Here is a 25,221-nt window from a genome sequence, read left to right as displayed (position 1 = left end):
TCCAGGCTTCCCTCGGGGCTTTCTTTGTGGTGCCACAAAAAGCCTGCGTCCCAGTTCCGCTTGAACTCCGATTGTCGGATTTAATGGTTAATGGACGCTTAGTGAACAACAAATGAGGAAACACCATGGCAAAAAAGCCACACACGTGCATCTATTTTCGCCATGGTTAAAAAATTATTAACAGTCTTTAATTCGCAACAGTACCTGCGAGGACCGACAGTATGTCTATTATAAATGACTGAAATTCAATATGTTAGGCCGGATCAATCAGCCCGCAACGCGGTTGAAAGGGGTGATACCGGCCTCTTCCTCGGCGCCTGATCCCTTGCCGGAAATCGACGCCACATCGATGCCATATTCCTTCAGCTTCCGGTAAAGCGTGGTTCTTCCGATACCCAGACGCCGGGCCACTTCACTGATTTGTCCGTCATAATGAGCGATGGCGAACCGGATCATTTCCTCCTCGGCTGCGGCAAGCGTGCGAACCTCGCCCGCTCCGTCTATTCCACTGAACAGACCGGCCGAAGTCACGCCTGGATCCTGATCGACAAGGTTGAACCGGGCGGAGTGCTGTGCAGGCCTCATGGCCTCGCTGCCCGCACCGATCTGCGCGAAATCACCCGCTGTCAGCTCGCCAGTGTCGCAGAGGATCACCGCACGGTAAACGGCATTTTTCAGTTCCCGCACATTGCCGGGCCAATGATAGGCCTTCAGCTTTTCCAGCGCGTGGGTGGTGATGCCGGTGATATGTCCCATCCGCTCTTCGCTGACAAAGCGCATCATGAACTGATGCAGCAGGATCGGAATATCTTCCGGACGATTGCGCAGGGGCGGCATGGCTACCGCAAAGGAGCCGAGCAGATGGTAGAGCCCGGCATGAAAACGTCCCATATCGACGAGATCGGCCAGCGGACGGCTGTTCGACGCCATGATGCGTGCATTGGAAAGCGTGCGCTCGCCGCCGCTTTCGAACTGGCCCGATTGCATTGCGGCAAAAAGCTTGATCTGCGTGTGGCGGGGCAGCGCGCCGACTTCGTCAAGGAAAAGCGTGCCGCCATCGGCTTCCGCAAGCTTTCCGAGGCTGCGCAGGGCATCGCCATCGCGACGGTCGCGCCGTGCTGTCGAAACGCCGAAAAAAACCTCGTCGGCATTATCCACCGTCAGGGTGCGGCAATCGACGGTCACGAAAGGGCCGCGCCAGCGGACACTGCCGCTGCAAATGGCGCGCGCCAGCGTCTCCTTGCCGCTGCCAGGCTCTCCCTCGATCAGAAGCGGCGCATCCAGCGCCGAAGCCCGACGCGCCAGAATGCCGACACGCTCCATTTCCGGGCTCTTGATCGCCATGTCGGAAAGCGTCAGATGAGCCTTCAGAGAGGAACGCGCGCGGCGGATTTCCTGCGTCAGCGCATCGATCTTCAACACATTGGAAACGGAAACCTGAACGCGCTCAAAGGCGATCGGCTTGGTCACGAAGTCGACCGCGCCCATTTTCATGGCCTGGAGAACCGGCTGGAGATCATCGTTCTGGACGAGAACGATCACCGGCACGCTGTTTCCGGCTTCACGCATGCGCCGCAAAACGGTCAGGCCATCCATATCGGGCATGGAAAGATCGAGCAGCATCAGCACAATGTCCTTGCGCTGGCTGACGAAGCTGAGTGCGCTGGCCCCGCCATCCGCCAGGATGGTCCGATAGCCCATGCGCATGACTACCGCTTCCAGATTGCGTCGTTGGATCGGATCGTCATCCGCTATGAGAATGCGCGTGGCCATTAACCGTTATCATTACCTATGGAGTTCCCGCGCCCGAAATACTTAAACAGTTTAAATGTCTCATATTTCTAGGCGCGTTATTTGGTGCCAAGCCTTCAGCGAATGCAAGGTACTAAAATGTGCCTCGGTGTCCCATTTCACAAAATTTGTATCCTGAATCCACTCTCTTCTTCAACCATCTGCCTGTCGAGCGGCCTGATCGGAGGGCCATCACAAATGATCGAAGCCCTTTTCCCACCTCTTGGCGATCCTGACAAGACGTGCGAGAAGGAGCCTGACAGAGCGGCTCCGGTCAGCGCCGGATCGTGGAGCCGCGCTCTCTCTTTGTTTGTATGCATTATCCTACGAAAAGCCGCTTCGCACTTTTTCTGGAAATGCTCTTGGAGAATGTTCATGACCCGTTTTTCAGAATCCGTTTTCTTCAACAAAGCTTCGCATGGGCCTGCCGGCGATGCGGCTGCGGCCGAAAAGGCTGATCTCGGCAACCTTCCGGAATGGAATCTGGGCGATCTTTATCCGTCTGCCGACAGCCCGGAACTGAAAAACGATATCGAAAAAGCCATGAAGGATGCAGCGGCCTTCGAGGAGCGCTGGAAAGGCAAGCTCGGAGACGAAGCGGCCAAGCCAAATGGCGGCAACTTTGCCGATGCGATCAGGGAATTCGAGGCTCTGGATGAGCTGATGGGCCGTATCGGCTCTTTCGCCGGCCTCTATTATTACGGCGACACCACAGACCCGAAGCGCATGAAGCTTTTCGGCGACACGCAGCAAAAGCTGACCGACGCCAGCACGCATCTCATTTTCTTCGGCCTCGAACTGAACCGCATCGATGATGCCGTTCTGGAAAAGGCTATGAACGACAATGCGGCAATCGGGCATTACCGCCCATGGCTGACCGATCTGCGCCTGGACAAGCCTTACCAGCTCGACGACAAGCTGGAGCAGCTCTTCCATGAAAAATCGATCACCGGCTATAGCGCCTGGAACCGGCTATTCGATGAAACCATGTCGGGACTTCGCTTTGAAATCGACGGCAAGGAACTCAGCATCGAGCCGACCCTGAACATGCTTCAGGACGCCGATGGCGCTGTGCGCAGGAAGGCATCGGAAGCGCTGGCAAAGACTTTCGCAGCCAATCTTCGCACTTTCACGCTGATCACCAACACGCTAGCCAAGGACAAGGAAATCTCCGATCGCTGGCGCGGTTTTCAGGACATCGCCGACAGCCGCCACCTTGCCAACCGCGTGGAGCGCGACGTTGTGGATGCGCTGGCAAAGGCGGTGGAAGACGCCTATCCGCGCCTTTCGCACCGCTATTACGCCCTGAAAGCCAAATGGCTCGGCCTTGAAAAGCTTGAGAACTGGGATCGCAACGCACCATTGCCGGAAACGCCGCAGGCCCTGATCCCGTGGGACGATGCACGCGAAACGGTGCTTTCCGCCTATGGCAACTTCGCGCCGGAAATGGCCGAGATCGCGAAGAAGTTCTTCGACAAGAACTGGATCGATGCGCCGGTCCGCCCCGGCAAGGCTCCGGGCGCATTCGCGCACCCGACGGTTCCGTCGGCGCATCCCTATGTGCTGCTCAACTATATGGGCAAGCCGCGCGATGTGATGACGCTGGCGCACGAATTGGGCCACGGCGTGCATCAGGTTCTGGCGGGCAGCCAGGGTGCTCTGATGGCTTCAACGCCGCTGACGCTCGCTGAAACCGCATCCGTGTTCGGCGAAATGCTGACTTTCCGCTCGCTTCTGGAGCGCACAAAGGACAAGCGTGAACGCAAGGCCATGCTGGCCCAGAAGGCCGAAGACATGATCAACACGGTCGTGCGCCAGATCGCCTTCTACCAGTTCGAACGTCGCGTCCACACCGAGCGGCGCGAAGGCGAGCTGACGGCTGAGCGCATCGGCGAAATCTGGATGGATGTGCAGCGCGAAAGCCTTGGCGATGCCGTCAATCTCAATCCGGGCTACGAGACCTTCTGGACCTATATCCCGCATTTCATCCACTCGCCGTTCTATGTCTATGCCTATGCTTTCGGTGACTGCCTGGTGAACTCGCTTTATGCGGTCTACCAGAACTCGGAAAAGGGCTTCCAGCAGAAGTACTTCGACATGCTGAAGGCTGGCGGCACCAAACACCACAAGGAATTGCTGGCGCCATTCGGCCTTAATGCGAGCGATCCCGATTTCTGGAGCAAGGGCCTGTCGGTGATCGAAGGTATTGTCGACGAGCTTGAAGCCATGGAAGACTGAGGCGACAGTGACCCGAACGGGTAACAAACCGCTCATTCTCTTTCGGGACGACAAGGCGGGCCGCGACGTGCTTTTCGCGGCCCCTTCATCGATCATCCGTGCCGACACGCCGGATGAATTCGAGCCTGCATGGGATGCAATGCAAGAAGCGCACGAGGCCGGAAGATGGCTTGCGGGCTATCTTTCCTATGAAGCGGGCTATCTTCTCGAACCCAAGCTCAAGCCGCTCCTGCCCGAAGGACGCAAGGCGCCGCTTCTCTGCTTCGGCGTATTCGACGGCCCATCCGATGAACGGATGCACGGTCGCAGCGAAGACAACGCCGCCTCACTGGCCACCTTCCTGCGCAATCCGGTCGCGCAATGGTCGTTCGATGACTATGCGCCGCGTTTCAAGCGCTTGCACCAGCACTTACGCGAAGGCGATTGCTATCAGGGCAACCTCACCTTTCCCGTCCACGCGGAATGGGGCGGCCATCCGCTGATCCTGTTCAACATGCTTGCGAAGCGTCAGCCGGTTCGCTACGCGACCTATTGCGATCTGGGCGGACCGATCATCCTGTCGCGCTCGCCTGAACTTTTCTTCGAAGTCGATGGCGATGGATGGATCGAGACCCATCCGATGAAGGGCACCATGCCGCGCGGTGCCACGCCTGAAGAAGACGAGCAAAACCGCCAGTTCCTGTTGAACGACCCGAAGAACCAGGCCGAGAACCGCATGATCGTCGATCTTCTTCGCAACGACATTTCGCTCGTAAGTGAAGTAGGCTCGCTCGACGTGCCGGAACTTTTCCGCGTCGAAACCTATCCCACCGTCCATCAGATGATCAGCCGCGTGCGCGCCCGTCTGAAAGAGAACTTGCCGCTGCGCTCGCTTTTTGCCGCCCTCTTCCCGTGCGGGTCGATCACCGGCGCGCCGAAGATCAGCGCCATGGAAATCCTGCGTATACTGGAGACCGGGCCGCGCGACATCTATTGCGGGTCGCTTGGCTGGATCGAGCCGGGCGGACGTATGCGTTTCAACGTTGCCATCCGCACGATCTCGCTTCTGGATGAAAATCGTGCGATCTTCAATGTCGGGGGCGGTGTGGTCTTCGATTCCACGGCGCAAGCGGAGTACGAGGAATGTCTTCTGAAAGCACGGTTCGCGGCACTGTCGAGCCACAAGGGGCGCAAGCCGTGACGATTGAACCCGCTTATCAACTGATCGAAACGATGCGCTCGGAACCGCTCTCCGGCATTCTGCGTTTCGATCTGCACATGGCGCGCCTTGAGAATTCCGCCCGTGAACTCGGCTTTGCCTGCAATATGGAGGCCATTCGGCAGAAGGTTGCGGAAGCCGGAGCTGGCGAACAAGCCTTGAAACTGCGGCTGACGCTCGCTCCGGATGGTGTCGCCACTGTCTCGAGCGCTCCCTACGAACCGTTGCCCTCCCAGACGATCTGGCGGGTTGCGATAGCCCGCACGCATCTCAATCACAACGACCCCCTGTTGCGCCACAAGACGACCCGGCGGCAGGCCTATATCGCGGCTCGCGAGGAATATTCGCCCGCAGAGATTGACGAAGTCATCCTGCTCAATGATCGTGGCGAGGTCTGTGAAGGCACGATCACCTCAATATTTCTCGATATCGGCGGCGCAGCCTGCATGACGCCCGCGCTTTCATGCGGTCTGCTCGACGGGGTGCTGCGACGTGAATTGCTGAACGACAACGTGGTTGAAGAAGGTATCGTGACCGTCGAGACGCTGAAAAACGCGCGCAACATTCTTGTCGGCAATTCGTTGCGCGGCATGATCCGCGCAAAGCTTGTCGACCTCTGAAATCCTAATATCCATTAAACATGTATTGATGTCATAGCCTTGTGACGTTTCTTTCTTTCTATGAAGTTGTGTTATCGTTCCGGCACATCAGCTAAAGCGGGTGATAACCTGACCGCAATTCTGCGGCATCTGAGAGGAAGAAAATGGCGAAAGCGAAATGGCAAGTCTATGGCGAGATAACTGGCCCTGTCATCATGATCGGCTTCGGGTCGATCGGGCGCGGTACCCTGCCGCTGATTGAACGTCATTTCAAATTCGACAAATCCCGCATGGTCGTGATCGATCCGAGCGAAGCCAACCGCAAGATCCTCGACGACAAGGGCATCCGTTACCTCAAGGAAGCGATCACCAAGGAAAATTACAAGAAGATTCTCGGTCCACTTCTGAAGGGAACGGAGGGCCAGCCCTTCGTCGTCAATCTTTCGGTCGATACCGGATCACTCGATCTGATGCGCTACGCCCGCGAGCATGGCGCGCTTTATATCGACACGGTGGTGGAACCCTGGCTCGGCTTTTATTTCGATGAGAAAGCCGACAACGCCTCGCGCACCAATTACGCGCTGCGCGAAACAGTCCGCGCTGAAAAGCGCAAGAACCCCGGCGGAACGACCGCGGTTTCCTGCTGCGGCGCCAATCCGGGCATGGTTTCCTGGTTCGTCAAGAAAGCCCTTGTCGACCTCGCGACCGATCTGAAGCTCGATTTCACCGAACCGGCGGCGGATGACCGTCACGGCTGGGCGAAACTGATGAAGAAGGCTGGCGTCAAGGGCATCCATATCGCGGAACGCGACACCCAGCGCGCCAAGGAGCCCAAGCCCTTCAACACTTTCTGGAACACGTGGTCCGTCGAGGGCTTTATTGCCGAAGGCCTGCAACCGGCGGAACTTGGCTGGGGTAGCCACGAAAAATGGATGCCCAAGAACGCCCGCAAGCAGAAGAAGGGCAACAAGGCCGCGATTTTCCTCGAGCAGCCCGGCGGCAACACCCGCATCCGCACCTGGTGCCCGACGCTCGGTGCGCAATATGGCCTGCTCGTCACCCATAATGAAGCAATTTCCATCGCCGATTTTTTCACGCTGCGCGACAAGAAGGGCAAGCTCGACTTCCGCCTGACCTGCCATTACGCGTATCACCCCAGCAACGACGCCATTCTGGCGCTTGACGAAATGTTCGGTGCGGGCGGCAAAGCGCAGCCGGTGCAGCACGTTCTGGAGGAGCATGAAATTCTCGATGGCAGCGATGAGCTCGGCGTGCTGCTTTATGGCCACGACAAGAATGCCTATTGGTATGGCTCGCAACTGACCGTCGAGGAGGCGCGCAAGCTTGCGCCCTATCAGAACGCAACCGGCCTGCAGGTTTCCTCCGCCGTTCTGGCTGGCATGGTCTGGGCACTGGAAAATCCGCAGAGCGGGATCGTCGAGACGGACGAAATGGATTACCGTCGCTGCCTTGAAGTCCAGATGCAATATCTGGGGCCCGTGAAGGGCTATTATACCGACTGGACGCCGCTGGAAGGTCGCGGCCACCTGTTCAAGGAAGATCTCGATACCAAGGACCCATGGCAGTTTCGCAATATTTTGGTGCGTTGATTGAACCGGCCCGGTTTCGACCGGGCCATTCCATGAGGATATGCGTCTGTCCTTCTCTGCCCGCAACATGACGAGGCTGATTGCAAGCCGGTTTCCCGATCTGGTGGCTCTGATCTGCGGGCTACTTGTTCTGCCCTGGATTCTGGGCGTCCCCGGTCACCCTGAGCCAATGGTACGGCTTGGATGGACAATCGGACTGATCTCGATTGTCATCTATCTCGTTCTTTATCAGATATCGAAATCCCTTGCATCCAAAGCCTCGTTCAGGAGCAATATTGCGGCCGGTCGCTATCTCCACCGCATGCTTGCAACGTCGTCGGTCATCGCAACCGTCATTCTGGCGATATCCGTCATGCTCGTTTTGGGGTCGTAATCGCGAAGCAGAAGGACCCGGCGCACCCTTTGCCCGGCGCGGCGATCTTGCATCATTGCTAACAAATCGACAGGCCCGGCACCTATTCCTCGCAATGAGGACTTGTTTTCGTGCAAGTTTCCATACATCAAACTAATCATCCCGAGCGGTCCCATCAGCACGGTGTCGTTGATACCGCTCTAAATATCTGGTTACGCATTTCAGATGCCAGCTAAGCTATGGTTCTGGCTCGGAATGCTCTAATGGAGAGCATGGATATGAAACGCTTCCGCATCATTGCCCCTCTTGCAGTCATGTCGCTGGCGTTGGCAGCGTGCGAAACGACTGGACCGGTCGGCGGCAATGTCCCGGTCGTCTCCCGCGCGCCGGCTGGCATCGAAGGCAGCTGGGTCGATCCCAACGGCATCGTTTCGTCCTTCAATGGCGGCATTTTCGAGACTCGCGCCACCGACACGAACGAAAAGCTTGCCGAAGGCAACTATCGTTACCAATCGCCACAGCTTGTCGAAATCGACATGCGCTCCATCGTGCGCGGCACCTCGTCGAAGGTAAACTGCGCCCTCGTCTCGCCGACGCAGCTGAACTGCACGTCCTCGTCGGGCTCGCGCTTCTCCCTCACGCGTCGCGCAGCCGGTTAAGCAGCGGATATTTCGCGTAAATCTCGAATATTGACGGCGCGGGCAACACCCGCGCCGATAGAATTTCGCCAGCGGCAATTGTCAGGATTGTAATTTGTCTTTTTTTCTCTAGTTTTCCGGCTGAACAGGAGTCGGACGATGAGTGAGATGGACAAAGTGCAGGAGAAGCCCAACCAGACAACCAGACCGGAGGCGCAGGGAAAACTGCCGAAAGTTGGTGTTCTGCTGGTCAATCTCGGCACGCCGGATGGCACGAGTTATGGCCCGATGCGCCGCTATCTGGCCGAGTTTCTCTCGGATCGCCGCGTCATCGAATGGCCGCGCCTCATCTGGTTCCCGATCCTTTACGGCATCGTTCTCAACACCCGCCCGAAACGGTCTGGCAGGCTTTACGACCGCATCTGGAACCGTGAGAAGAACGAATCTCCCTTGCGGACCTACACCCGCGCACAGGGTGAGAAACTGGCCGGGGCGCTCGCTGAATACCCCAATGTGGTGGTGGATTGGGCGATGCGTTACGGCCAGCCGTCCATTGAAAGCGTCACCGACCGTCTTCTGGAGCAGGGTTGCGAGCGGATTGTCATGTTCCCGCTCTACCCGCAATATTCGGCGACGACCACCGCGACGGTGAACGACAAGTTCTTCGAAGCGCTCATGAAGAAGCGCTTCCAGCCAGCAGTGCGCATCGTGCCATCTTATGAAGCGGAACCGGTCTATATCGAGGCGCTGGCACGTTCCATCGAGAAACATCTGGAAACGCTTTCCTTCAAGCCGGAAGTGATACTGGCTTCCTATCACGGCATTCCGAAAAGCTACTCGGACAAGGGCGATCCCTACCGCCAGCAATGCCTTGAAACATCACGCTTGCTGCAGGCACGGCTGGGTCTGGATGACAGCCAGTTTCGTTCCACCTTCCAGTCGCGTTTCGGACCTGAAGAATGGCTCCAGCCCTATACGGACGAAACGGTGGAGGAATTGGCCAAGCACGGAGTGAAGTCGATGGCCGTTCTCAATCCGGGGTTCGTTGCCGACTGCCTGGAAACGGTGGACGAGATCGGCAACGAAGCAGCCGAAGAATTTCTTGAAAATGGCGGCGAGAATTTCAGCCACATTCCTTGTCTCAATGACGGCGAGGACGGCATGAAAGTCATCGAGACGCTGGTGCGTCGCGAGTTGCAGGGTTGGGTATAGATTGAAGAGAGTAAGGCAATAGGGCAGTAAGGCAGTATGTTCTGATCTGTGCTAGATTCCGCCTACTGCCTTATTGTCCTACTGCGCTATTGCCTTAAGGAAAAACAATGACCGGTTTCGATATCACGTTACTCATTCTGGCCGCGCTGGTTCTGGCGACACTGTTTGCCGGCATCAAGACCGTGCCGCAGGGTTTTAATTATACGGTCGAACGGTTCGGCCGCTATACACGCACCCTCAATCCCGGCCTCAATCTGATTGTGCCGTTTTTCGACCGCATTGGCGCCCGTCTCAACATGATGGAGCAGGTGCTGGATGTCCCAACGCAGGAAGTCATCACCCGCGACAATGCCATCGTCGGCGTCGACGGCGTGGCATTCTATCAGGTGCTGAATGCGGCTCAGGCGGCCTATCAGGTCGCCAACCTGCAATATGCAATCCTCAACCTGACCATGACGAACATTCGTACCGTCATGGGTTCGATGGACCTCGACGAGCTTCTTTCCAACCGCGATGCGATCAATGACCGCCTGCTGCGTGTCGTCGACGAGGCCGCCCATCCGTGGGGCATCAAGATGACCCGCGTGGAAATCAAGGATATCAATCCACCGGCAGATATAGTGACTTCAATGGCCCGCCAGATGAAGGCCGAGCGCGACAAGCGCGCGCAGGTTCTGGAAGCGGAAGGCGACCGCAACGCGCAGATTCTGCGCGCCGAAGGCCAGAAGCAGTCGCAGATTCTCGAAGCAGAAGGCAAGCTGGAAGCGGCCAAGCGCGAGGCGGAGGCACGCGAGCGCCTTGCCGAGGCCGAGGCGAAAGCCACGACCATGGTTTCCGAAGCTGTCTCCAACGGCAATGTGCAGGCGCTCAATTACTTCGTCGCGCAAAAGTACACCGAAGCCCTGAGCAATATCGCGAGCGCCAAGAACCAGAAGGTCGTATTGATGCCGCTTGAGGCAAGCTCCCTCATCGGTTCGCTCGGCGGCATTGGCGCAATTGCCAGGGAAGTCTTTGGCGACGGCAACCAGCCGGTCGATCCGACACCGCAGTCGCCAGCCCCGTCCCGCCCACGTAGCGTTCCGCCAGCAACGCGCTGAAACCAGGAAAGAGGGCGCCATGATTATTGAATTTCTATCCGGTCTCGGCATATGGAACTGGCTCGTCTTCGGGCTGGTCCTGCTCATTCTGGAAATTCTGGCGCCCGGTTTTTTCTTCATCTGGTTCGGGCTTGCGGCTCTCGTGACAGGCGGCCTCGCCTTTCTCCTGTCTTCAACGGCGGCATTCGGCTGGCAGTTTCAGACCGTGGTGTTCCTTGTTCTGGCTGTCATCTTCGTGCTGGCGGGGCGCCGTTTGTTCGGCTCGCGCAGCACCGATGCCGACGAGGCCTTCCTCAATCGTCGCGGGGAGCAGTTGGTCGGCCGGCGCGCCACATTGACGGAACCCATCATCAACGGGCGTGGACGTATCCGTATCAACGATACGATGTGGCGTGTGAAAGGACCCGACCTGCCAGCCGGCACGAAAGTCAACGTGATTGCCTTCGATCCGCTGTCGCTGGAGATCGAAGTTGCCGAGTAAGACGGCACCGGCGTGTATCCGCCCGTCGAAATGCACTACGACTTGACGGTGCGATTAAGCATCTCCGTGAAATAACCGTGGAGATCGTTGTTCGCCTGCCTTTCGAACTGGAGACGTTCCCGTTCGATCTGGGCTTCTTTCGGCGTCATGTCGAAACGCGCACGAAAGCCGCGCAGTAGTTGGTTACCGCTCGAAAACCCTAAACTATAGGCAATCTGGCTGACCGAACGGGACTGCTTGGACGGCTTGGTCAATTGCTTGAACGCTTCATCCAGCCGCCGGTCGCGAATGATCTTCGCCACGCCGCCATCCTCTGCAAACGCACGATAAAGATGGGAGCGCGAAACCCTGAGCTTTTGCTGGATATGCTCGGGAGACAGCTCCTGCTCACCAATATTCTGATCTATGAAGGCCAGAACTCTCTGACGAAGAGCTATGCTCATGGAAGGGTAATCGTCCAGGGACTCGGGCGCGTCCCCTTTCAGGGCTCCCGCCAGAAGCGCGATCAGTGCTTCCTCCGATGCGAGAACCTCCACCGGCGAAAGGGAGTGTTCAAGAGACCGTATCCCCTTGACGTAGGTTGTGATCAGTCGGGTCATTGGCTGGTCCCGGCGCAGGACGACCCCGTGGAGGCTGCGTGGCCCGACCGCCTTTTCAAGATCGCGCCGGGAGATTGCAAGCGAAAGCCTGGAACCCGCAGCGGCCTCGCTCTTGAAGGCCTTCGCAAGGTCAAGAAAACAGATATCGCCAACGTCAGCGTGCACGCCGAGACCATTGAAATCGCCGTTCATCTTTCCCGATGTAAAGACCTGGATAAGATAATAATCCAGACCGCTGTGCACGATCGTGCGGTGATCGCGGATATATCTCTGGCTGTTGAACGATGTCGACCCGATTATCATCGAACCCAGCGGACGAGAACTTATCGTTCCCTCCAACGGTTCCTTGCTGTCTGGTGAAAGTGGTGAGGTGTCGAATACGGGCCGAGTCGCCTCGCGCCAGAAATCACTGCGCGCGTCGACTTCCACCATAGCGGTCGAGATAAAGGTTTCGTTACTCATTGCCCCTGCCATCATGCAATGCGCCGCCAAGACACCGATAACAGACCGTAACGCCAGCCGACGCTCATTCCCGGCGCGGGATGAGAGCAAAGCCTTCGTTCGCACGCGTGACCGCTAAAACTACAAATAGCGGGCACTTATTTATGCAAGCGCAGGCACGTTAAAGCACACTCGTGAGATAAAATGAAGAATAAAATGAGACGTCACGTCGTGAGAACTTCTTCTAACTGATACAATTGCTTGTTTTGTTATGAGATGAAATCCAAGGACACCCAACCGAGCGAAACGCTTTCGCTTAATGAGGGAGGTGTCACCGCGGGCAACACGACAGCCGAGGTTCGGCACAGACAATCAACCGGACACCCACAACGTCTTATCCACATACAATGAGGACTAGTACAAATGATGCAAAGGCGAGCCTTTAAAAAGTTTACGTCCATCGCCGCAGCCTGCGCCTTGATGCTGGGAAATGTAATTCCGGCAGCTCAGGCGTGCACCGGCATCAGGTTGATCGCGGCAGACGGCAGTGTCGTTTACGCACGAACCCTCGAATTCGGCCTCGACCTCAAGTCAGAAATCATGATGGTGCCGCGTGGCTTTTCGCGCACCGGCACCACCCCTGACGGCAAGGGCGGCCTGAAATGGACTGCCAAATACGCATCTGTCGGCATGAATGGAGCGGGCCTGCCCGACCTGTTCGATGGCCTGAACGAAAAGGGACTGGGTGCGGGAATGTTCTATTTCCCCACTTCCGCAGGTTATATGCCCTATACGGCTGAGGTTTCTGACCGAACAATTTCCCAATGGGAATTCGTGTCTTATGTCCTCGAAAATTTTGCTACCGTTGATGAAGTTAAAGAAAATATCGGGAATATCGTGGTAGCGTCCTCGGTATTTTCCCAATGGGGCTTTGCCCCGGAAGCACACTATATCGTGCATGATGCTACCGGTAAAAGCATCGTCGTTGAATATGTCGGCGGCAAGCTGAATGTCTATGACAATCCCCTCGGCGTTATCACGAATACACCGGGCTTCGATTTCCATATGAACAATCTGCGCCAGTACACGAACTTTTCCATGACGGGAAAGCCTTCGATCAAGCTCGGCTCGGTTGAAATTGTCCCGACGGGTCAGGGCTCGGGCATGCTTGGCTTGCCCGGCGATTTCACGCCGCCATCGCGCTTCGTTCGCGCGGTTGCATTCTCACAATCGGTATTTCAGCCAAAGACAGAACAGGACGCCGTCCTGCAGGTCTTCAAGATTCTCAACCAGTTCGACATTCCTAGAGGCTCGTCGCGAGACGGCGAAAAGGATGCGAACGGCAATGTAATGGCTGACTATACGATCTGGACAGGCGCCAGCGATTTGAAGAGCAAGCGCTACTTCTTCCGCACTTACGACAACAGCCAAATCCGTTCTGTTGATCTCATGAAGATGGATATCGACGGGAAGGACATGGTGAAAGTGTCGATCCAGGGCGATGAGAAGATCGAGGACGTTACCCCCGCAGGCCGTCCCTGATCTTGGAACCATCGTCGCCCCGTCGGCTTGCTGGCCGGGCGACGAATGCGGATAGTTCCCAAAAATGAGCCTCTATGAGGCTCGCAAATCGACCTTCACGCAATCCGGCTATCGTTTCGATGGCCGGATTGCGGGCCGCATTGGCGCGAAAATAAACGGCTTGAACGCCTTGTCAGGCTGCGCCTATCCGCAGCAGATCGTGGAAATGCACGAGCCCGATCGGGCGACCGGCCTCGACGACGATCAGCGCACCGATGTGATTTTCGTTGATCGTATTGAGGGCTGCGGTCGCCAGCATGTTCTGGTCAACCGTCTTCGGCTTGCGCGTCATGATTTCATCGACCGACAACGCGGCAAGGTTGCGGCTCAGATTGCGCGAGATATCGCCATCCGTGACAATGCCGGCCAGATCGCCGCCATCATCCACAACCACCACGCAGCCAAAGCTCTTCTGGGCCAGTACCTTCATCGCATCGGGCATGGAGGTGCCCATCTTTACCAATGGCAGGCGCTCGCCCCGATGCATGATATCGCGGATATGGATCAGACTTGCACCCAGGGAGCCGCCGGGATGAAAAGTCTTGAAGTCGCTCGGGGTAAAGCCGCGCGCTTCCAGCAGCGCAATTGCCAGCGCGTCGCCGATCGCGAGCTGCATCATCGTCGAGGTCGTGGGCGCCAGACCATGCGGACAGGCCTCGGCGGTCTTCGGCAGCAGCAACACGACATCCGCCGCGCGGCCGAGGGCCGAATTCTCGCCTGCAGTGATCGCGATCAGCGGAATACGGAAGCGCTGCGAATAATTGACAATGCCCTTCAGTTCCGCCGTTTCGCCCGACCATGAGATGGCCAGAATGACATCATCGCGGCCGATCATGCCGAGATCACCGTGATTGGCTTCTGCCGAATGCACGAAAAATGCCGAGGTGCCGGTGGAGGCAAAGGTGGCCGCAAGCTTGGAACCGATATGGCCGCTTTTGCCGACGCCGGTCACGACCAGGCGTCCGCGCGAAGCGACGATTAGCTTCACCGCTTCGACGAATGGGGCGGAAAGGCCATTGTTCAGCGCGTCTTCCAGCGCGGCGAGACCCGCATTTTCGGTTTTTATGGTACGCAACGCTGACGCGATGGCCGCTTCTGCGTTTGCCGGAGGGGTGATCTGATCGAGCTTTTCCATGGTCGCAAGGGTTAGCTTCTTCGCAGGCGCTTGTCCAAACATTTGTGTGGCCGGAACCGTCGTGATGCGGGCCGCAGCAACCAAGAATTAACCATGTGCCTTTACCGTTCATCCACCACGTTGCGACGGTTTGAAAACACGACATGCTTTTTGCCAAGGCCCCATCTGGCGGTTCGACGCCCATTGCCCGCAGGCTGCGATGCCTGTTTTTGTCGGGCGTGGCGCTGGCACTTTGTCATAATTCTGCATTTGCCCAGGAAGCCTATCTGCGCGGAAGCGTTGCTGAGGACGTGCTTTCAGCCTCTTCGCCGGAGACACTGGCAAATCGCGGACTTGCCGCGCCGGGAAATGATGACGGCGCTGGCGAGACGACCTACAACGACAGTTACACCCCGCTTGAAAACACCACGGCGGCTGACCCCGCCACTACAATCCAAACCGTTCCAACGGTTCCCGTGCCGCAGGACCGCCAGCCCATTCCACCTGACAACATGCGTGTCGGCTCGGTCGATACCGAAGCGGGCGAGGAAACGGGCCGGGCACAGCGCGAAAACCTGCGGCAGTTGCCCGAGCAGGGGCGCGGTTCTACACAGGACGCCGATCCGTTCGCACCGCTCGGCATTCGCACCGGTTCGTTTGTCCTGCGACCGTCGCTCGAACAGGGTATCCGGGCAACCACCAACGGTGACAATAGCGCTGCCGGTTCCAGCGCCGTTCTCAATGAAACAACATTGCGGCTCAATGCGCAGTCGGACTGGGCGCGCCATCAGGCAACGCTCGACGCATCGGGTACGTGGTCCAAGTCCATTTCGGGAGAAGACGTTTCCGAACCGCGCGTTGATATTCAGGGTAAGCTTCGGCTCGATCTCGGCGACCAGACGACGGTCAATACCGGTGCCGGTTATCAGTTGCGTCGTGAAAGCGCGTCCAGCCCGAATGGGGTGGTCGGCGCGCTGCAACGCCCGCTGGTTCATACCATCAATGGAAGTCTCGGCATCGAACGCGATATGGGCCTGCTCTTCGGCAGCGCCACGGGGCGGGTCGAGCACAATATCTATGGCGACGCCGAACTGTCGTCCGGCGGCACTGTCAGCCAGAAGGACCGCGACAACACCTATGCCAGCATTACGCTGCGCGGCGGCTTCAGCCTGTCGCCGGCGATCAAACCCTTCGCGGAAGTCGAATTGGGCAAGCGCGTCTTCGACGAGAAAGTGGACAGCAACGGCTATGAACGCAGCGGATCGCAGTTCGCACTGCGCGGTGGCCTGATGCTCGATATGGGCGAAAAGCTGAGCGGCGAGTTCGCTGCCGGATACATGCGCGCCAACAGCGATGATTCCCGTCTCGGCGACATCAGCGGTCCGTCTGTCAATGCTGCGCTCAACTGGTCACCGCTGCGCGGAACCGATGTGCGCCTTTATGCCCAGAGTACGGTCGATACTTCCACCACGCCGGGTATTGCCGGGTCGCTCCTGCATTTCGCAAGCCTGGAGGTGAGCCGCCGCATACGTTCCGACCTTAGCCTCAATGGCAGGCTCGACGCGAATATCCGGCAGAACAAGGACGGGACCGGCACCGACTACACCCTCGGCGCGCAAATTGGTGCAACCTACTGGATCAACCGGTTCGTCGGACTGGATGCGCGCCTGCGTCACGAATTCCTGACGAGCCGGATCTCCGACCGTGAATATAAAGCCGACAGCGTCTATCTTGGCGTAAAAGTTCAGCGCTAGAAAAGAGAACGGCATCCCTTCCGGGATGCCGTGTCGTGGTGCGTTCAGGCGAGCCAGAACAGCAAACAGGCGATGCCGAATCCCAGAAGCCCTATAAGGGTCTCCAGAACTGTCCATGTTTTCAGCGTCGTCTTCACATCCATGTTGAAGAAACGTCCGACCAGCCAGAAACCGGAATCATTGACGTGGGACAGCATGACAGAACCTGCGGCAAGGGAGATCACCATCGCCGCGGTTTCAAGCCCGTGATATCCGGCAGCCTGAACCGCAGGCTGAACAAGCCCGGCAGCAGTGATCAGCGCCACTGTCGCCGACCCTTGTGCTACACGCAGAATCGTCGCGAGCAGGAATCCCGCCACGATGACGGGCAATCCCGTATTCGCGAACGCGGTGGACAAGGCATCGCCAATGCCGGAAGCACGCAGGACGCCGCCGAACATGCCGCCTGCTCCCGTGATCAGGATGATGGAGCAGACCGGGCCCAGCGCAGAATCGAGAATGCGTTCCACGCTGGCTGCATCCGTGCCGCGCCGTGGTCCCAGTACGTAGGAAGCCACCAGCACCGAAATCAGGAGAGCAACCGGCGTCGATCCAATCATGCGCGCCAGCTGATACCAGTTTGCATCGGCGTTGACCCAGCCTTGCGCGCGGGCGAAGTCGAGACCCGTATTGATGAAAATGAGGACCAGCGGCAGAAGAAGAAGCAATACGACCAGACTGGAACTCGGAGGGTTCGCCGCCTCTTCCACGTCCCTCCCGGCATCGAAATTGTCGGGGATGGGAAGATTGATTCGCTTGCCGATCCACGCACCGAAAAGGTGCCCGGCGATAAACCAGACCGGGATGACGACGACGATCCCGACGAGAATGAGAAGCCCCACGTCAGCGCCCAGAAGCTCGGATGCCGCTACCGGACCCGGATGCGGGGGCACGAAAACATGCATCACCGAAAAGGCTGCGGCAACCGGGATACCATAGAGAAGCAGGCTTCCCTTGAGGCGCCGCCCGACCGTGAAGACCACTGGGAGCATCACGACCAGCCCCGCGTCGAAAAAGATCGGAAAGCCGAAAATCAGCGATGCGATGCCAAGCGCCATGGGTGCGCGTTCTTCGCCGAACCGTCGGATGAGATCATCGGCGAGCGCCTGCGCGCCGCCCGATATTTCAAGCAAACGGCCCAGCATCGCGCCAAGGCCGACCAGAAGCGCCACCCCGCCAAGGGTAGATCCGAAGGCCGATGTGATGGTGGTCAGGATGTTGCCCGCCGGGATGCCGGTCGCGAGCGCCGTTAAAAGGCTGACGATCACAAGCGCCACGAAAGCATGAACGCGAAACCGGATGATGAGCAAAAGCAATAAGAGGACAGCGCCAACCGCTATCGAGATGAGCGCACCCGCACCCATCGTCTGCTGGAATTCCTGCATGCTTTATTCCTTATGTGGGGAGGAGCCCGTTTATCATTGCGCCCAAAAGGTGTTTCACACTTTTTGGGATGCATACTAGGCAAAATACCTACTATCGTCGTCCGGAAAAGCAAATTTCACGAAATAGTGCTCCAATCACAAAAAACGCCCCCTTTTCAGGGGGCGCGACCAGAGTCCAGACCGGATTTAATCACGCTGGCTTGATTGTATTCAGCAGATGGCCGATCGAGCCTTCTACCGAGGGGCGAATATCGTTGCGCCACAAGGCGAAAGCGACATTGGCTTCGATGAAGCCGGCCTTGGAGCCGCAGTCGAAGGTGAGACCCTGATAATTGAAGCCGAAGAATTTCTGGGCGTCAGCAAGCTTCAGCATCGCATCGGTCAGCTGGATTTCATTGCCGGCACCTTTTTCCTGCTTGCTCAGAAGCTCGAAGATTTCCGGCTGCAGGATGTAGCGGCCATTGATGTAGAGATTGGATGGCGCTGTGCCCTTGGCTGGCTTTTCGACCATCTGCGTGATCTCGAAACCGCTGCCGATGGTTTCGCCCTTGCCCACGATGCCGTATTTATGCGCCTCTTCCGGATCGCATTCCTGCACGGCAACGACATTGCCGCCGGTCTTTTCGTAAAGCTCGACCATTTCCTTCAGGCAGCCCTTCTTGGACTGCATGACCATATCCGGCAACAGCAATGCAAACGGCTCGTCGCCGACGAGTTCGCGCGCGCACCAGACCGCATGGCCAAGGCCGAGCGGCACCTGCTGGCGCGTGAAGCTGGTCGTCCCCGGCTGCGGCTGGATATCCTGGAGATGCTCCAGTTCCGCCGTCTTGCCGCGCTCGGCGAGCGTGGAATAAAGCTCCACCTGCGCATCGAAATAGTCTTCGATAACTGCTTTGTTGCGTCCGGTGACGAAAATCAGATGTTCGATACCAGCTTCGCGCGCCTCATCGACTACATACTGGATGACGGGCTTGTCGACGACCGTCAGCATTTCTTTCGGGATCGATTTGGTGGCGGGCAGGAAACGGGTGCCAAGACCTGCGACAGGGAACACGGCCTTGCGAATTTTTCGGATCGAACTCATTCCTCTCCTCGATTTCACTATTTCAGATTTGCTATCAAAGCATTGAAACGACTGAATTTCAAATAAGGCCTTTTCATTAAAGAACGACGAAATTGCGGGACCGATCCCATCACATTCAATGACCCGCCCTTAATGTTGCTTGATTCAAAAATTTTTCGAAACTTCGGGCAAATTCTTACCTGAATCGGCGATGGTAAACCAATTGCTAACCGACAGGTTCTAATTTGAACGTTCAACGGTTCGACCAGGAATTTTCCGCTGGCTCAAATTCAACACAGGATGGTATTAATTGATTAATGCAATCCGGGGCGAGCAGAATCCAGGTCGAAGGGAAACGCGCCGGTATCGGCTAAATTTGATTGCAGAAGGGAAACACAGAATGCTGCGATTTCCATTCACGGTGAGCCCGTCAATGAAGCTGAAAGCTGCAACGGTTGCGATAGCTGCGCTCGCCTCAACGCTTACAACCGGTTCTGCACTGGCTGATGCGCAATTTCGCCAATGGGTCGCGAGCTTCCGTCCTGTCGCCATAAAGGCAGGTGTTTCGCCTTCCACGTTCGACCGCGCATTTCGCGGTGTGGATGCGCCGGACCCGGTGGTGCTGCAGAAGGCGCGCTATCAGCCTGAATTTACCGAGCCTGTCTGGAACTACATCGACAATCGCGTGAACGAGCAGTCGGTCTCCGTCGGCCAGAGCATGGCCCGCAAATGGGGTCCGTGGCTCCAGCGCATCGAGCAGCGTTTTTCGGTTGACCGCAATATCCTGCTTGCGATCTGGTCGATGGAAAGCAATTACGGCGAAATCCTCAAGCGCGACGACGTCATGCGGGATGCAGTGCGTTCGCTGGCAACGCTTGCCTATGCGGACCAGCGCCGTGCCAAGTACGGCCGCACGCAGCTCATTGCCGCAATGAAGATTCTCCAGACCGGGGATATCGACCGCGGCCATCTTTCCGGCTCGTGGGCCGGTGCGCTCGGCCACACGCAATTCATCCCGACCAGCTACCAGGCTTATGCCGTAGACGTGGACGGAAACGGCAAGCGTGACATCTGGAACTCGGTTCCCGATGCGCTTGGTACGGCTGCGAACCTGCTGCATCGCAATGGCTGGCAGCCCGGCCGCACCTGGGGCTACGAAGTCGCCCTGCCGCAGGGACGCAAGTTTCCCAACGGATCGCTCTCGATTGCCGAGTGGCAGCAGATTGGTATTGTCCGGGCCAATGGACGCCCGTTCCCCGATCCCAATGAAAAGGCGACATTGAAAGTTCCCGATGGCCGTCAGGGGCCAGCTTTCCTGATGACGAAGAACTTCTTCGTGTTGAAGCGCTATAACAACGCCGACAAGTATGCGCTGGCCGTGGGCCTGCTCGCGGACCGTATCGGCGGCTATCAGGGGCTTCGGCAGGACTGGAACCGCCCGTTCACGCCCATCTCCATGAATGAGCGGCTGGAATTGCAGACCCATCTGAAGGCGCTCGGTTATTATGACGGCAATATCGACGGCAAGATCGGCTCCACCTCCCGGGCCGCCATCGAAGCCTTCCAGCAGCGGAATGGACTTCAGCCGGACGGCCATCCGAGCAAGGAAGTTCTGTCGGTCCTGCGCCGCCGTTAAACTGGCAAACTGATCAAATGGGCGCGCTTCAACAGAAGTGCGCCCATTTTGTTTTTCAACATCGTCGAGCTAATATACAGGCATGAAGGCGAGACGAATGCACGAAAGTCGAAAGTTGCGAAAGCTGATGAAAGCTGCTGGCATGGTGCTCGCGCTGGCAGCGCTGCTGTTTTCAGCCGTCGCCACCGCCTCTGCCCAGGAGCGCCCGCGCACGCTTTTCGATCTGTTGTTCGGCCCCCGGCAAGCGCAACCGCAGCGGCAATATCAGCAGCCTGCTCCGCAGCGTGCACGGCCTAAACCGAAACGACCAAAGGCGGCATCGCCCGCATCACGCCCGACACCGCCGCCAGTGGCGAGCCCCGCTGTCGAATTCGTGGACAAGAAGCCGGATGCCAGGAAGATTCTGGTTGTCGGAGATTTCATTGGCAATGGTCTTGCGGAAGGGCTCGACCTTGCCTTCGCTTCGGACCCCGATCTCAAGGTCGTATCGCGCATAAACGGCTCTTCCGGCTTTGTCCGCAATGACCATTTCGACTGGCCAGACAACATCGGCAAGATACTGGATGAGGAGAAGCCTGCTGCCCTTGTCGTGATGATCGGCTCCAATGACAGGCAGGCAATGACAGAGAAGGGCGTGAGCCTGCCGCCCCGGTCACCCGAATGGAACGAAGAATACCAGAAGCGCGTCGCGGCTTTCATCAAGGCGATCGGTGACCGGCACGTCCCGTTCGCCTGGATCGGCCAGCCGCCTTTCCGCCCGAAGGGCATGTCGCAGGACATGCTGGCGCTCAACGAAATCCACCGCACCGCCACCGAGAAGGCGGGAGGCAAATTCGCCGATGTCTGGGATGGTTTTGTCGATGAAGAAGGCAATTTTACCCAGACCGGCTTCGATATCAACGGCCAGACCGCGCGCCTGCGCGGCAATGACGGCATCAACATCACTTCGGCAGGCAAGCGCAAGCTTGCTTTCTATGCCGAAAAACCGCTTCGCGCCTATCTCGGCGGGGCGAAGGAAGAGGATCAGCCCCTGCCCGCGGCAGGCGCCCACGATCCGTCTAAACCGGTTGATCGCGTAGCCCCGGTCAGCATTCGCGATATCGACAAGGATGAAAGCGGCGTCCTGATGGGGGGCAACCTCGCAGCGCGCCCGCAAGCCGCACGCCTCCCCCGAAATGACGGCAAGCCGTCCCCCGGTCGGGCAGATGATTTTTCCTGGCCGCAGAAGAGCGCAAATCCCTAATTTCTGCACCCATACCAGTATGATTGAACTATCCCCCAACTGACAGCCAGCGGCTTCCTCTACCCAATATGATTCTAATTGCTACATTCCGCGCTGTTTCCAGAAGCGTCTGCATCGTCTATCAGGAGGCACCGTCGGCCTGAAAAGGCTCAAGGGAGGGCGCAATCACTCGCGTGAGCGGGGAATTGTTCTTGGCGTCCGTCAGAAAACAAGAGGCGTTTGAATGAATATTGCATCAAAGCCTTCTGTCGATCCACATCGGGAGGAGGAACCCCATCTTGCACGCAATCTGTCCAACAGGCACCTTCAGCTGATTGCCATTGGCGGGGCCATCGGCACCGGCCTTTTCATGGGCTCAGGCAAGACCATTTCGCTGGCGGGCCCTTCTATCCTGCTCGTCTACGCGGTGATCGGCTTCATGCTGTTTTTCGTCATGCGCGCACTGGGCGAAATCCTGCTGTCCAATCTCGAATATCGCTCCTTCGCGGATTTCGCTGGCGATTATCTGGGGCCCTGGGCGCAGTTCTTCACCGGCTGGACCTATTGGCTTTGCTGGATCGTGACCGGCGTGGCCGACGTTGTCGCCGTTTCGGGCTATGTCTCGTTCTGGTTCCCGGAACTGGCGCTCTGGATACCGGCCCTCGGCCTGATTTTTACACTTCTGGCGCTCAATCTGCCAACGGTGCGCAATTTCGGTGAAATCGAATTCTGGTTCGCTCTCATCAAGATCGTTGCCATTGTCGGCCTGATTATTGCCGGCGTCTACATGCTCTCGACCGGCTTCACCCTGCCGAACGGCAGCCAGGCATCGGTCGCGCATCTTTGGAACCATGGCGGGTTCTTCCCCAATGGTTTCCTTGGCTTTGTCGCCGGTTTCCAGATCGCGGTCTTTGCTTTCGTCGGCATCGAACTGGTTGGCACCGCCGCTGCGGAAACCAAGGACCCCGTGCGCAATCTGCCCAAGGCGATCAATTCCATTCCGATCCGCGTGGTGCTGTTCTATCTTGGCGCGCTCTTCGTCATCATCACTGTCATTCCCTGGGATCAGGTCGACCCGAGTTCAAGCCCGTTCGTCGCCATGTTCTCGCTCGCTGGTCTCGGCATCGCCGCCCATGTCGTGAATTTCGTCGTGCTGACTTCCGCAACGTCGAGCGCGAACTCGGGCATTTATTCGACGTCGCGCATGATCTACGGTCTCGCCACGTCCAAACTCGCGCCAAAGGCGTTCGGCAAGCTGAACAAGCGAAAAGTACCGGTCAACGCGCTGTTCTTCTCGTGCATTTTCCTGCTCGCAGGCGTGGTGCTGCTTTATGCTGGCCAGAGCATCATTGAAGCCTTCACCATCGTCACGACGATTTCGGCGTTGCTCTTCATCTTCATCTGGTCGGTCATTCTGGCGTCTTATCTTCAATATCGCCGCAAGCGCCCAGACCTGCATGAAAAATCCACCTTCAAGATGCCCGGTGGACGCGCAGCCGTGGTGATGGTTTTCGCCTTCTTCGCCTTCATTCTCTGGGCATTAGCACAAAAGCCGGATACTGCGGCAGCACTGAAAATCACCCCGGTGTGGTTCGTGCTTCTCGCCGTCGCTTATCTGGTGATGAAGTCACGACGCAGCCAAAGTTAAAAGCAAAAAGCCCGCCAATCGGCGGGCTTTTTCAATTCCATATTGTCTTATCAACGTGGTAAGACCGAACTCCCCATCAGATCGGCATCGATGGCGTGTGCTGCCTGACGGCCTTCGCGGATGGCCCAGACGACGAGCGACTGGCCACGGCGCACATCGCCCGCCGCATAGAGCTTGTCGACATTGGTGCGGTAATCGCGTTCATTGGCCTTGACCGACTTTGAACCACGGCGGTCGGTGGCAATTTCAAGCTTGTCGCCCAGTTCCTTGACCACGCTGTTTTCTGCCGGGCCGGCAAAGCCGATCGCGATGAAGGCGAGGTCGGCCTTGATGAAGAACTCAGAGCCAGCAATGGGTTTGCGCTTTTCATCGACCTGACAGCACTTCACATGGGTCAGACGGCCGTCTTCGCCGATGAATTCCAATGTCGCCACCTGAAACTCACGCGATGCACCTTCCGCCTGGCTGGAGGAAGTGCGCATCTTGGTCGCCCAATAGGGCCAGACGCTGAGCTTGTCTTCCTTTTCCGGGGGCTGCGGGCGAATGTCGAGCTGGGTGACGTTGACCGCGCCCTGACGAAACGCGGTGCCCACGCAATCCGAAGCCGTATCGCCGCCGCCGACCACCACGACGTGCTTGCCGCCAGCCAGAATAGGAGCCGAAGCCCAGGCGACGGATTCGATATTTTCGCGGCCCACCCGGCGGTTCTGCTGCACCAGATAAGGCATGGCATCATGCACGCCTTCCAGATCAGCCCCCGGAATGCCCGCCGGACGCGGCGTTTCCGAACCGCCCGAATAAAGCACGGCATCATAGGTATCGAGGAGGCCGCGCAGCGGCTTGTCCACGCCGATATTGACGCCGCACAGGAAGCGGACGCCCTCGCCTTCCATCTGTGCGATGCGGCGGTCGATCAGGTGCTTTTCCATCTTGAAATCGGGAATGCCGTAGCGCAGCAGGCCACCGGGACGGCTTTCGCGCTCATAGACATCGACCATGTGACCGGCGCGGGCCAGTTGCTGCGCGGCCGCGAGACCAGCCGGGCCGGAACCGATGATGGCGACCGACTTGCCGGTCTTGTTGGCGGCGGGCTGCGGTACGATATAGCCCAACTCATATGCCTTGTCGCCCAGCGCCTGTTCGACAGTCTTAATCGCAACCGGCGTATCTTCAAGGTTCAGGGTGCAGGCTTCCTCGCAGGGCGCAGGACAGACGCGACCCGTGAATTCCGGGAAATTATTGGTCAAATGCAGGTTGCGGATCGCCTGATCCCAGTTGTTGTTATAGACAAGATCGTTCCAGTCCGGAATCTGGTTGTGCACCGGGCAGCCCGTCGGCCCATGGCAGAACGGAATGCCGCAATCCATGCAGCGTGCCGCCTGCTTCTGCACTTCACCATCCGTCATTGGAATGGTGAACTCGCGGAAGTGACGGATACGATCCGACGCTGGCTGGTACTTTGCCACCTGCCGGTCGATTTCAAGAAAACCAGTTACCTTACCCATATTATTCTCCTCTCGCTG

Annotated in this window: 20 protein-coding genes; 14 read left to right on the top strand and 6 right to left on the bottom strand. The window is 57.7% G+C overall.

Annotated elements, in window-relative coordinates:
- Positions 1 to 267 precede the first annotated feature (267 nt).
- Positions 268 to 1,773, bottom strand: coding sequence for a sigma-54-dependent transcriptional regulator (locus JNC63_RS12585; RefSeq protein WP_021585310.1), 1,506 nt, complete (start codon positions 1,771 to 1,773; stop codon positions 268 to 270).
- Positions 1,774 to 2,166: 393 nt separating this feature from the next.
- Between JNC63_RS12585 and JNC63_RS12580 the strand changes: the two genes are divergently transcribed.
- From JNC63_RS12580 to JNC63_RS12540, 9 genes are all read left to right on the top strand, one after another.
- The gene (locus JNC63_RS12580; protein ID WP_021585312.1) at positions 2,167 to 4,029 is read left to right on the top strand and encodes a M3 family oligoendopeptidase; all 1,863 of its coding nucleotides are present in this window, start codon (positions 2,167 to 2,169) and stop codon (positions 4,027 to 4,029) included.
- 7 nt (positions 4,030 to 4,036) lie between these two features.
- Positions 4,037 to 5,209: an aminodeoxychorismate synthase component I gene (locus JNC63_RS12575; RefSeq protein WP_063621271.1), complete on the top strand. Its 1,173-nt coding sequence runs from the start codon at positions 4,037 to 4,039 to the stop codon at positions 5,207 to 5,209.
- Positions 5,152 to 5,847: an aminotransferase class IV family protein gene (locus tag JNC63_RS12570; RefSeq protein ID WP_036592432.1), complete on the top strand. Its 696-nt coding sequence runs from the start codon at positions 5,152 to 5,154 to the stop codon at positions 5,845 to 5,847. The genes JNC63_RS12575 and JNC63_RS12570 overlap by 58 nt, the downstream gene beginning before the upstream one ends.
- A 143-nt stretch (positions 5,848 to 5,990) precedes the next feature.
- Positions 5,991 to 7,436, top strand: coding sequence for a homospermidine synthase (locus tag JNC63_RS12565; RefSeq protein WP_021585315.1), 1,446 nt, complete (start codon positions 5,991 to 5,993; stop codon positions 7,434 to 7,436).
- 40 nt (positions 7,437 to 7,476) lie between these two features.
- The gene (locus JNC63_RS12560) at positions 7,477 to 7,809 is read left to right on the top strand and encodes a hypothetical protein (protein WP_021585316.1); all 333 of its coding nucleotides are present in this window, start codon (positions 7,477 to 7,479) and stop codon (positions 7,807 to 7,809) included.
- A 257-nt stretch (positions 7,810 to 8,066) separates the two neighbouring features.
- The gene (gene omp10 / locus JNC63_RS12555) at positions 8,067 to 8,447 is read left to right on the top strand and encodes an outer membrane lipoprotein Omp10 (protein ID WP_006473350.1); all 381 of its coding nucleotides are present in this window, start codon (positions 8,067 to 8,069) and stop codon (positions 8,445 to 8,447) included.
- Positions 8,448 to 8,585: 138 nt separating this feature from the next.
- A complete protein-coding gene (gene hemH, locus JNC63_RS12550; protein ID WP_031346101.1) occupies positions 8,586 to 9,638 on the top strand; it encodes a ferrochelatase in 1,053 nt (350 codons plus the stop codon).
- Positions 9,639 to 9,745: 107 nt separating this feature from the next.
- Complete coding sequence (locus tag JNC63_RS12545) at positions 9,746 to 10,735, top strand: SPFH domain-containing protein (protein ID WP_374846377.1); 990 nt, start codon at positions 9,746 to 9,748, stop codon at positions 10,733 to 10,735.
- A 19-nt stretch (positions 10,736 to 10,754) separates the two neighbouring features.
- Positions 10,755 to 11,216, top strand: coding sequence for an NfeD family protein (locus JNC63_RS12540; protein WP_063621269.1), 462 nt, complete (start codon positions 10,755 to 10,757; stop codon positions 11,214 to 11,216).
- 35 nt (positions 11,217 to 11,251) lie between these two features.
- Here JNC63_RS12540 and JNC63_RS12535 read toward each other — a convergent pair whose 3' ends face one another.
- Entirely contained in the window at positions 11,252 to 12,277 is a 1,026-nt protein-coding gene (locus JNC63_RS12535) for a helix-turn-helix domain-containing protein (RefSeq protein ID WP_245670754.1), read from the bottom strand.
- Positions 12,278 to 12,679: 402 nt separating this feature from the next.
- Between JNC63_RS12535 and JNC63_RS12530 the strand changes: the two genes are divergently transcribed.
- Entirely contained in the window at positions 12,680 to 13,798 is a 1,119-nt protein-coding gene (locus JNC63_RS12530; RefSeq protein ID WP_063621267.1) for a linear amide C-N hydrolase, read from the top strand.
- Positions 13,799 to 13,970: 172 nt separating this feature from the next.
- Here JNC63_RS12530 and JNC63_RS12525 read toward each other — a convergent pair whose 3' ends face one another.
- Positions 13,971 to 14,972, bottom strand: coding sequence for a KpsF/GutQ family sugar-phosphate isomerase (locus JNC63_RS12525; RefSeq protein WP_063621283.1), 1,002 nt, complete (start codon positions 14,970 to 14,972; stop codon positions 13,971 to 13,973).
- A 143-nt stretch (positions 14,973 to 15,115) separates the two neighbouring features.
- Here JNC63_RS12525 and JNC63_RS12520 point away from each other — a divergent pair, with 143 nt between their 5' ends.
- On the top strand, positions 15,116 to 16,705 hold the full coding sequence (locus JNC63_RS12520) for an outer membrane beta-barrel protein (RefSeq protein WP_063621264.1): 1,590 nt from the start codon (positions 15,116 to 15,118) through the stop codon (positions 16,703 to 16,705).
- 44 nt (positions 16,706 to 16,749) lie between these two features.
- Here JNC63_RS12520 and JNC63_RS12515 read toward each other — a convergent pair whose 3' ends face one another.
- Positions 16,750 to 18,129 (bottom strand): GntP family permease, encoded by a 1,380-nt coding sequence (locus JNC63_RS12515; protein WP_025091787.1) that lies wholly within the window; start codon positions 18,127 to 18,129, stop codon positions 16,750 to 16,752.
- Positions 18,130 to 18,319: 190 nt separating this feature from the next.
- Positions 18,320 to 19,213 (bottom strand): UTP--glucose-1-phosphate uridylyltransferase GalU, encoded by an 894-nt coding sequence (gene galU / locus JNC63_RS12510; protein ID WP_021585325.1) that lies wholly within the window; start codon positions 19,211 to 19,213, stop codon positions 18,320 to 18,322.
- A gap of 379 nt (positions 19,214 to 19,592) precedes the next feature.
- Here galU and JNC63_RS12505 point away from each other — a divergent pair, with 379 nt between their 5' ends.
- From JNC63_RS12505 to JNC63_RS12495, 3 genes are all read left to right on the top strand, one after another.
- Positions 19,593 to 20,828 carry a lytic murein transglycosylase gene (locus JNC63_RS12505; protein WP_006473356.1) on the top strand — a complete coding sequence of 412 codons (1,236 nt, stop codon included), beginning with the start codon at positions 19,593 to 19,595 and terminating at the stop codon, positions 20,826 to 20,828.
- 97 nt (positions 20,829 to 20,925) lie between these two features.
- Positions 20,926 to 22,071, top strand: a complete 1,146-nt coding sequence (locus JNC63_RS12500; protein WP_063621262.1) for an SGNH/GDSL hydrolase family protein — start codon at positions 20,926 to 20,928, stop codon at positions 22,069 to 22,071.
- A 223-nt stretch (positions 22,072 to 22,294) separates the two neighbouring features.
- Entirely contained in the window at positions 22,295 to 23,698 is a 1,404-nt protein-coding gene (locus JNC63_RS12495; protein WP_006473358.1) for an amino acid permease, read from the top strand.
- Positions 23,699 to 23,748: 50 nt separating this feature from the next.
- Here the strand turns inward: JNC63_RS12495 and JNC63_RS12490 are convergent, their stop codons facing one another.
- Complete coding sequence (locus tag JNC63_RS12490) at positions 23,749 to 25,203, bottom strand: glutamate synthase subunit beta (RefSeq protein WP_022570088.1); 1,455 nt, start codon at positions 25,201 to 25,203, stop codon at positions 23,749 to 23,751.
- Positions 25,204 to 25,221 lie beyond the last annotated feature (18 nt).

Origin of the sequence: Brucella ciceri (assembly GCF_041930145.1) — a bacterium.
Lineage (GTDB): Bacteria > Pseudomonadota > Alphaproteobacteria > Rhizobiales > Rhizobiaceae > Brucella > Brucella intermedia.
The sequence above is the reverse complement of the archived record's forward strand: the minus strand, read 5'-3'. Positions and strand labels throughout refer to the sequence as shown.

What these genes read in the sequence shown, in the direction of transcription:
- hemH (WP_031346101.1), top strand. Translation starts at nt 8,586, where the DNA reads ATGAGTGAGATGGACAAAGTGCAGGAGAAGCCCAACCAGACAACCAGA.
- JNC63_RS12585 (WP_021585310.1), bottom strand. Translation starts at nt 1,773, where the DNA reads ATGGCCACGCGCATTCTCATAGCGGATGACGATCCGATCCAACGACGC.
- omp10 (WP_006473350.1), top strand. Translation starts at nt 8,067, where the DNA reads ATGAAACGCTTCCGCATCATTGCCCCTCTTGCAGTCATGTCGCTGGCG.
- JNC63_RS12570 (WP_036592432.1), top strand. Translation starts at nt 5,152, where the DNA reads ATGTCTTCTGAAAGCACGGTTCGCGGCACTGTCGAGCCACAAGGGGCG.
- JNC63_RS12525 (WP_063621283.1), bottom strand. Translation starts at nt 14,972, where the DNA reads ATGGAAAAGCTCGATCAGATCACCCCTCCGGCAAACGCAGAAGCGGCC.
- JNC63_RS12505 (WP_006473356.1), top strand. Translation starts at nt 19,593, where the DNA reads ATGCTGCGATTTCCATTCACGGTGAGCCCGTCAATGAAGCTGAAAGCT.
- JNC63_RS12520 (WP_063621264.1), top strand. Translation starts at nt 15,116, where the DNA reads ATGCTTTTTGCCAAGGCCCCATCTGGCGGTTCGACGCCCATTGCCCGC.
- JNC63_RS12490 (WP_022570088.1), bottom strand. Translation starts at nt 25,203, where the DNA reads ATGGGTAAGGTAACTGGTTTTCTTGAAATCGACCGGCAGGTGGCAAAG.
- JNC63_RS12560 (WP_021585316.1), top strand. Translation starts at nt 7,477, where the DNA reads ATGCGTCTGTCCTTCTCTGCCCGCAACATGACGAGGCTGATTGCAAGC.
- galU (WP_021585325.1), bottom strand. Translation starts at nt 19,213, where the DNA reads ATGAGTTCGATCCGAAAAATTCGCAAGGCCGTGTTCCCTGTCGCAGGT.
- JNC63_RS12535 (WP_245670754.1), bottom strand. Translation starts at nt 12,277, where the DNA reads ATGAGTAACGAAACCTTTATCTCGACCGCTATGGTGGAAGTCGACGCG.
- JNC63_RS12530 (WP_063621267.1), top strand. Translation starts at nt 12,680, where the DNA reads ATGATGCAAAGGCGAGCCTTTAAAAAGTTTACGTCCATCGCCGCAGCC.
- JNC63_RS12495 (WP_006473358.1), top strand. Translation starts at nt 22,295, where the DNA reads ATGAATATTGCATCAAAGCCTTCTGTCGATCCACATCGGGAGGAGGAA.
- JNC63_RS12500 (WP_063621262.1), top strand. Translation starts at nt 20,926, where the DNA reads ATGCACGAAAGTCGAAAGTTGCGAAAGCTGATGAAAGCTGCTGGCATG.
- JNC63_RS12565 (WP_021585315.1), top strand. Translation starts at nt 5,991, where the DNA reads ATGGCGAAAGCGAAATGGCAAGTCTATGGCGAGATAACTGGCCCTGTC.
- JNC63_RS12515 (WP_025091787.1), bottom strand. Translation starts at nt 18,129, where the DNA reads ATGCAGGAATTCCAGCAGACGATGGGTGCGGGTGCGCTCATCTCGATA.
- JNC63_RS12545 (WP_374846377.1), top strand. Translation starts at nt 9,746, where the DNA reads ATGACCGGTTTCGATATCACGTTACTCATTCTGGCCGCGCTGGTTCTG.
- JNC63_RS12540 (WP_063621269.1), top strand. Translation starts at nt 10,755, where the DNA reads ATGATTATTGAATTTCTATCCGGTCTCGGCATATGGAACTGGCTCGTC.
- JNC63_RS12580 (WP_021585312.1), top strand. Translation starts at nt 2,167, where the DNA reads ATGACCCGTTTTTCAGAATCCGTTTTCTTCAACAAAGCTTCGCATGGG.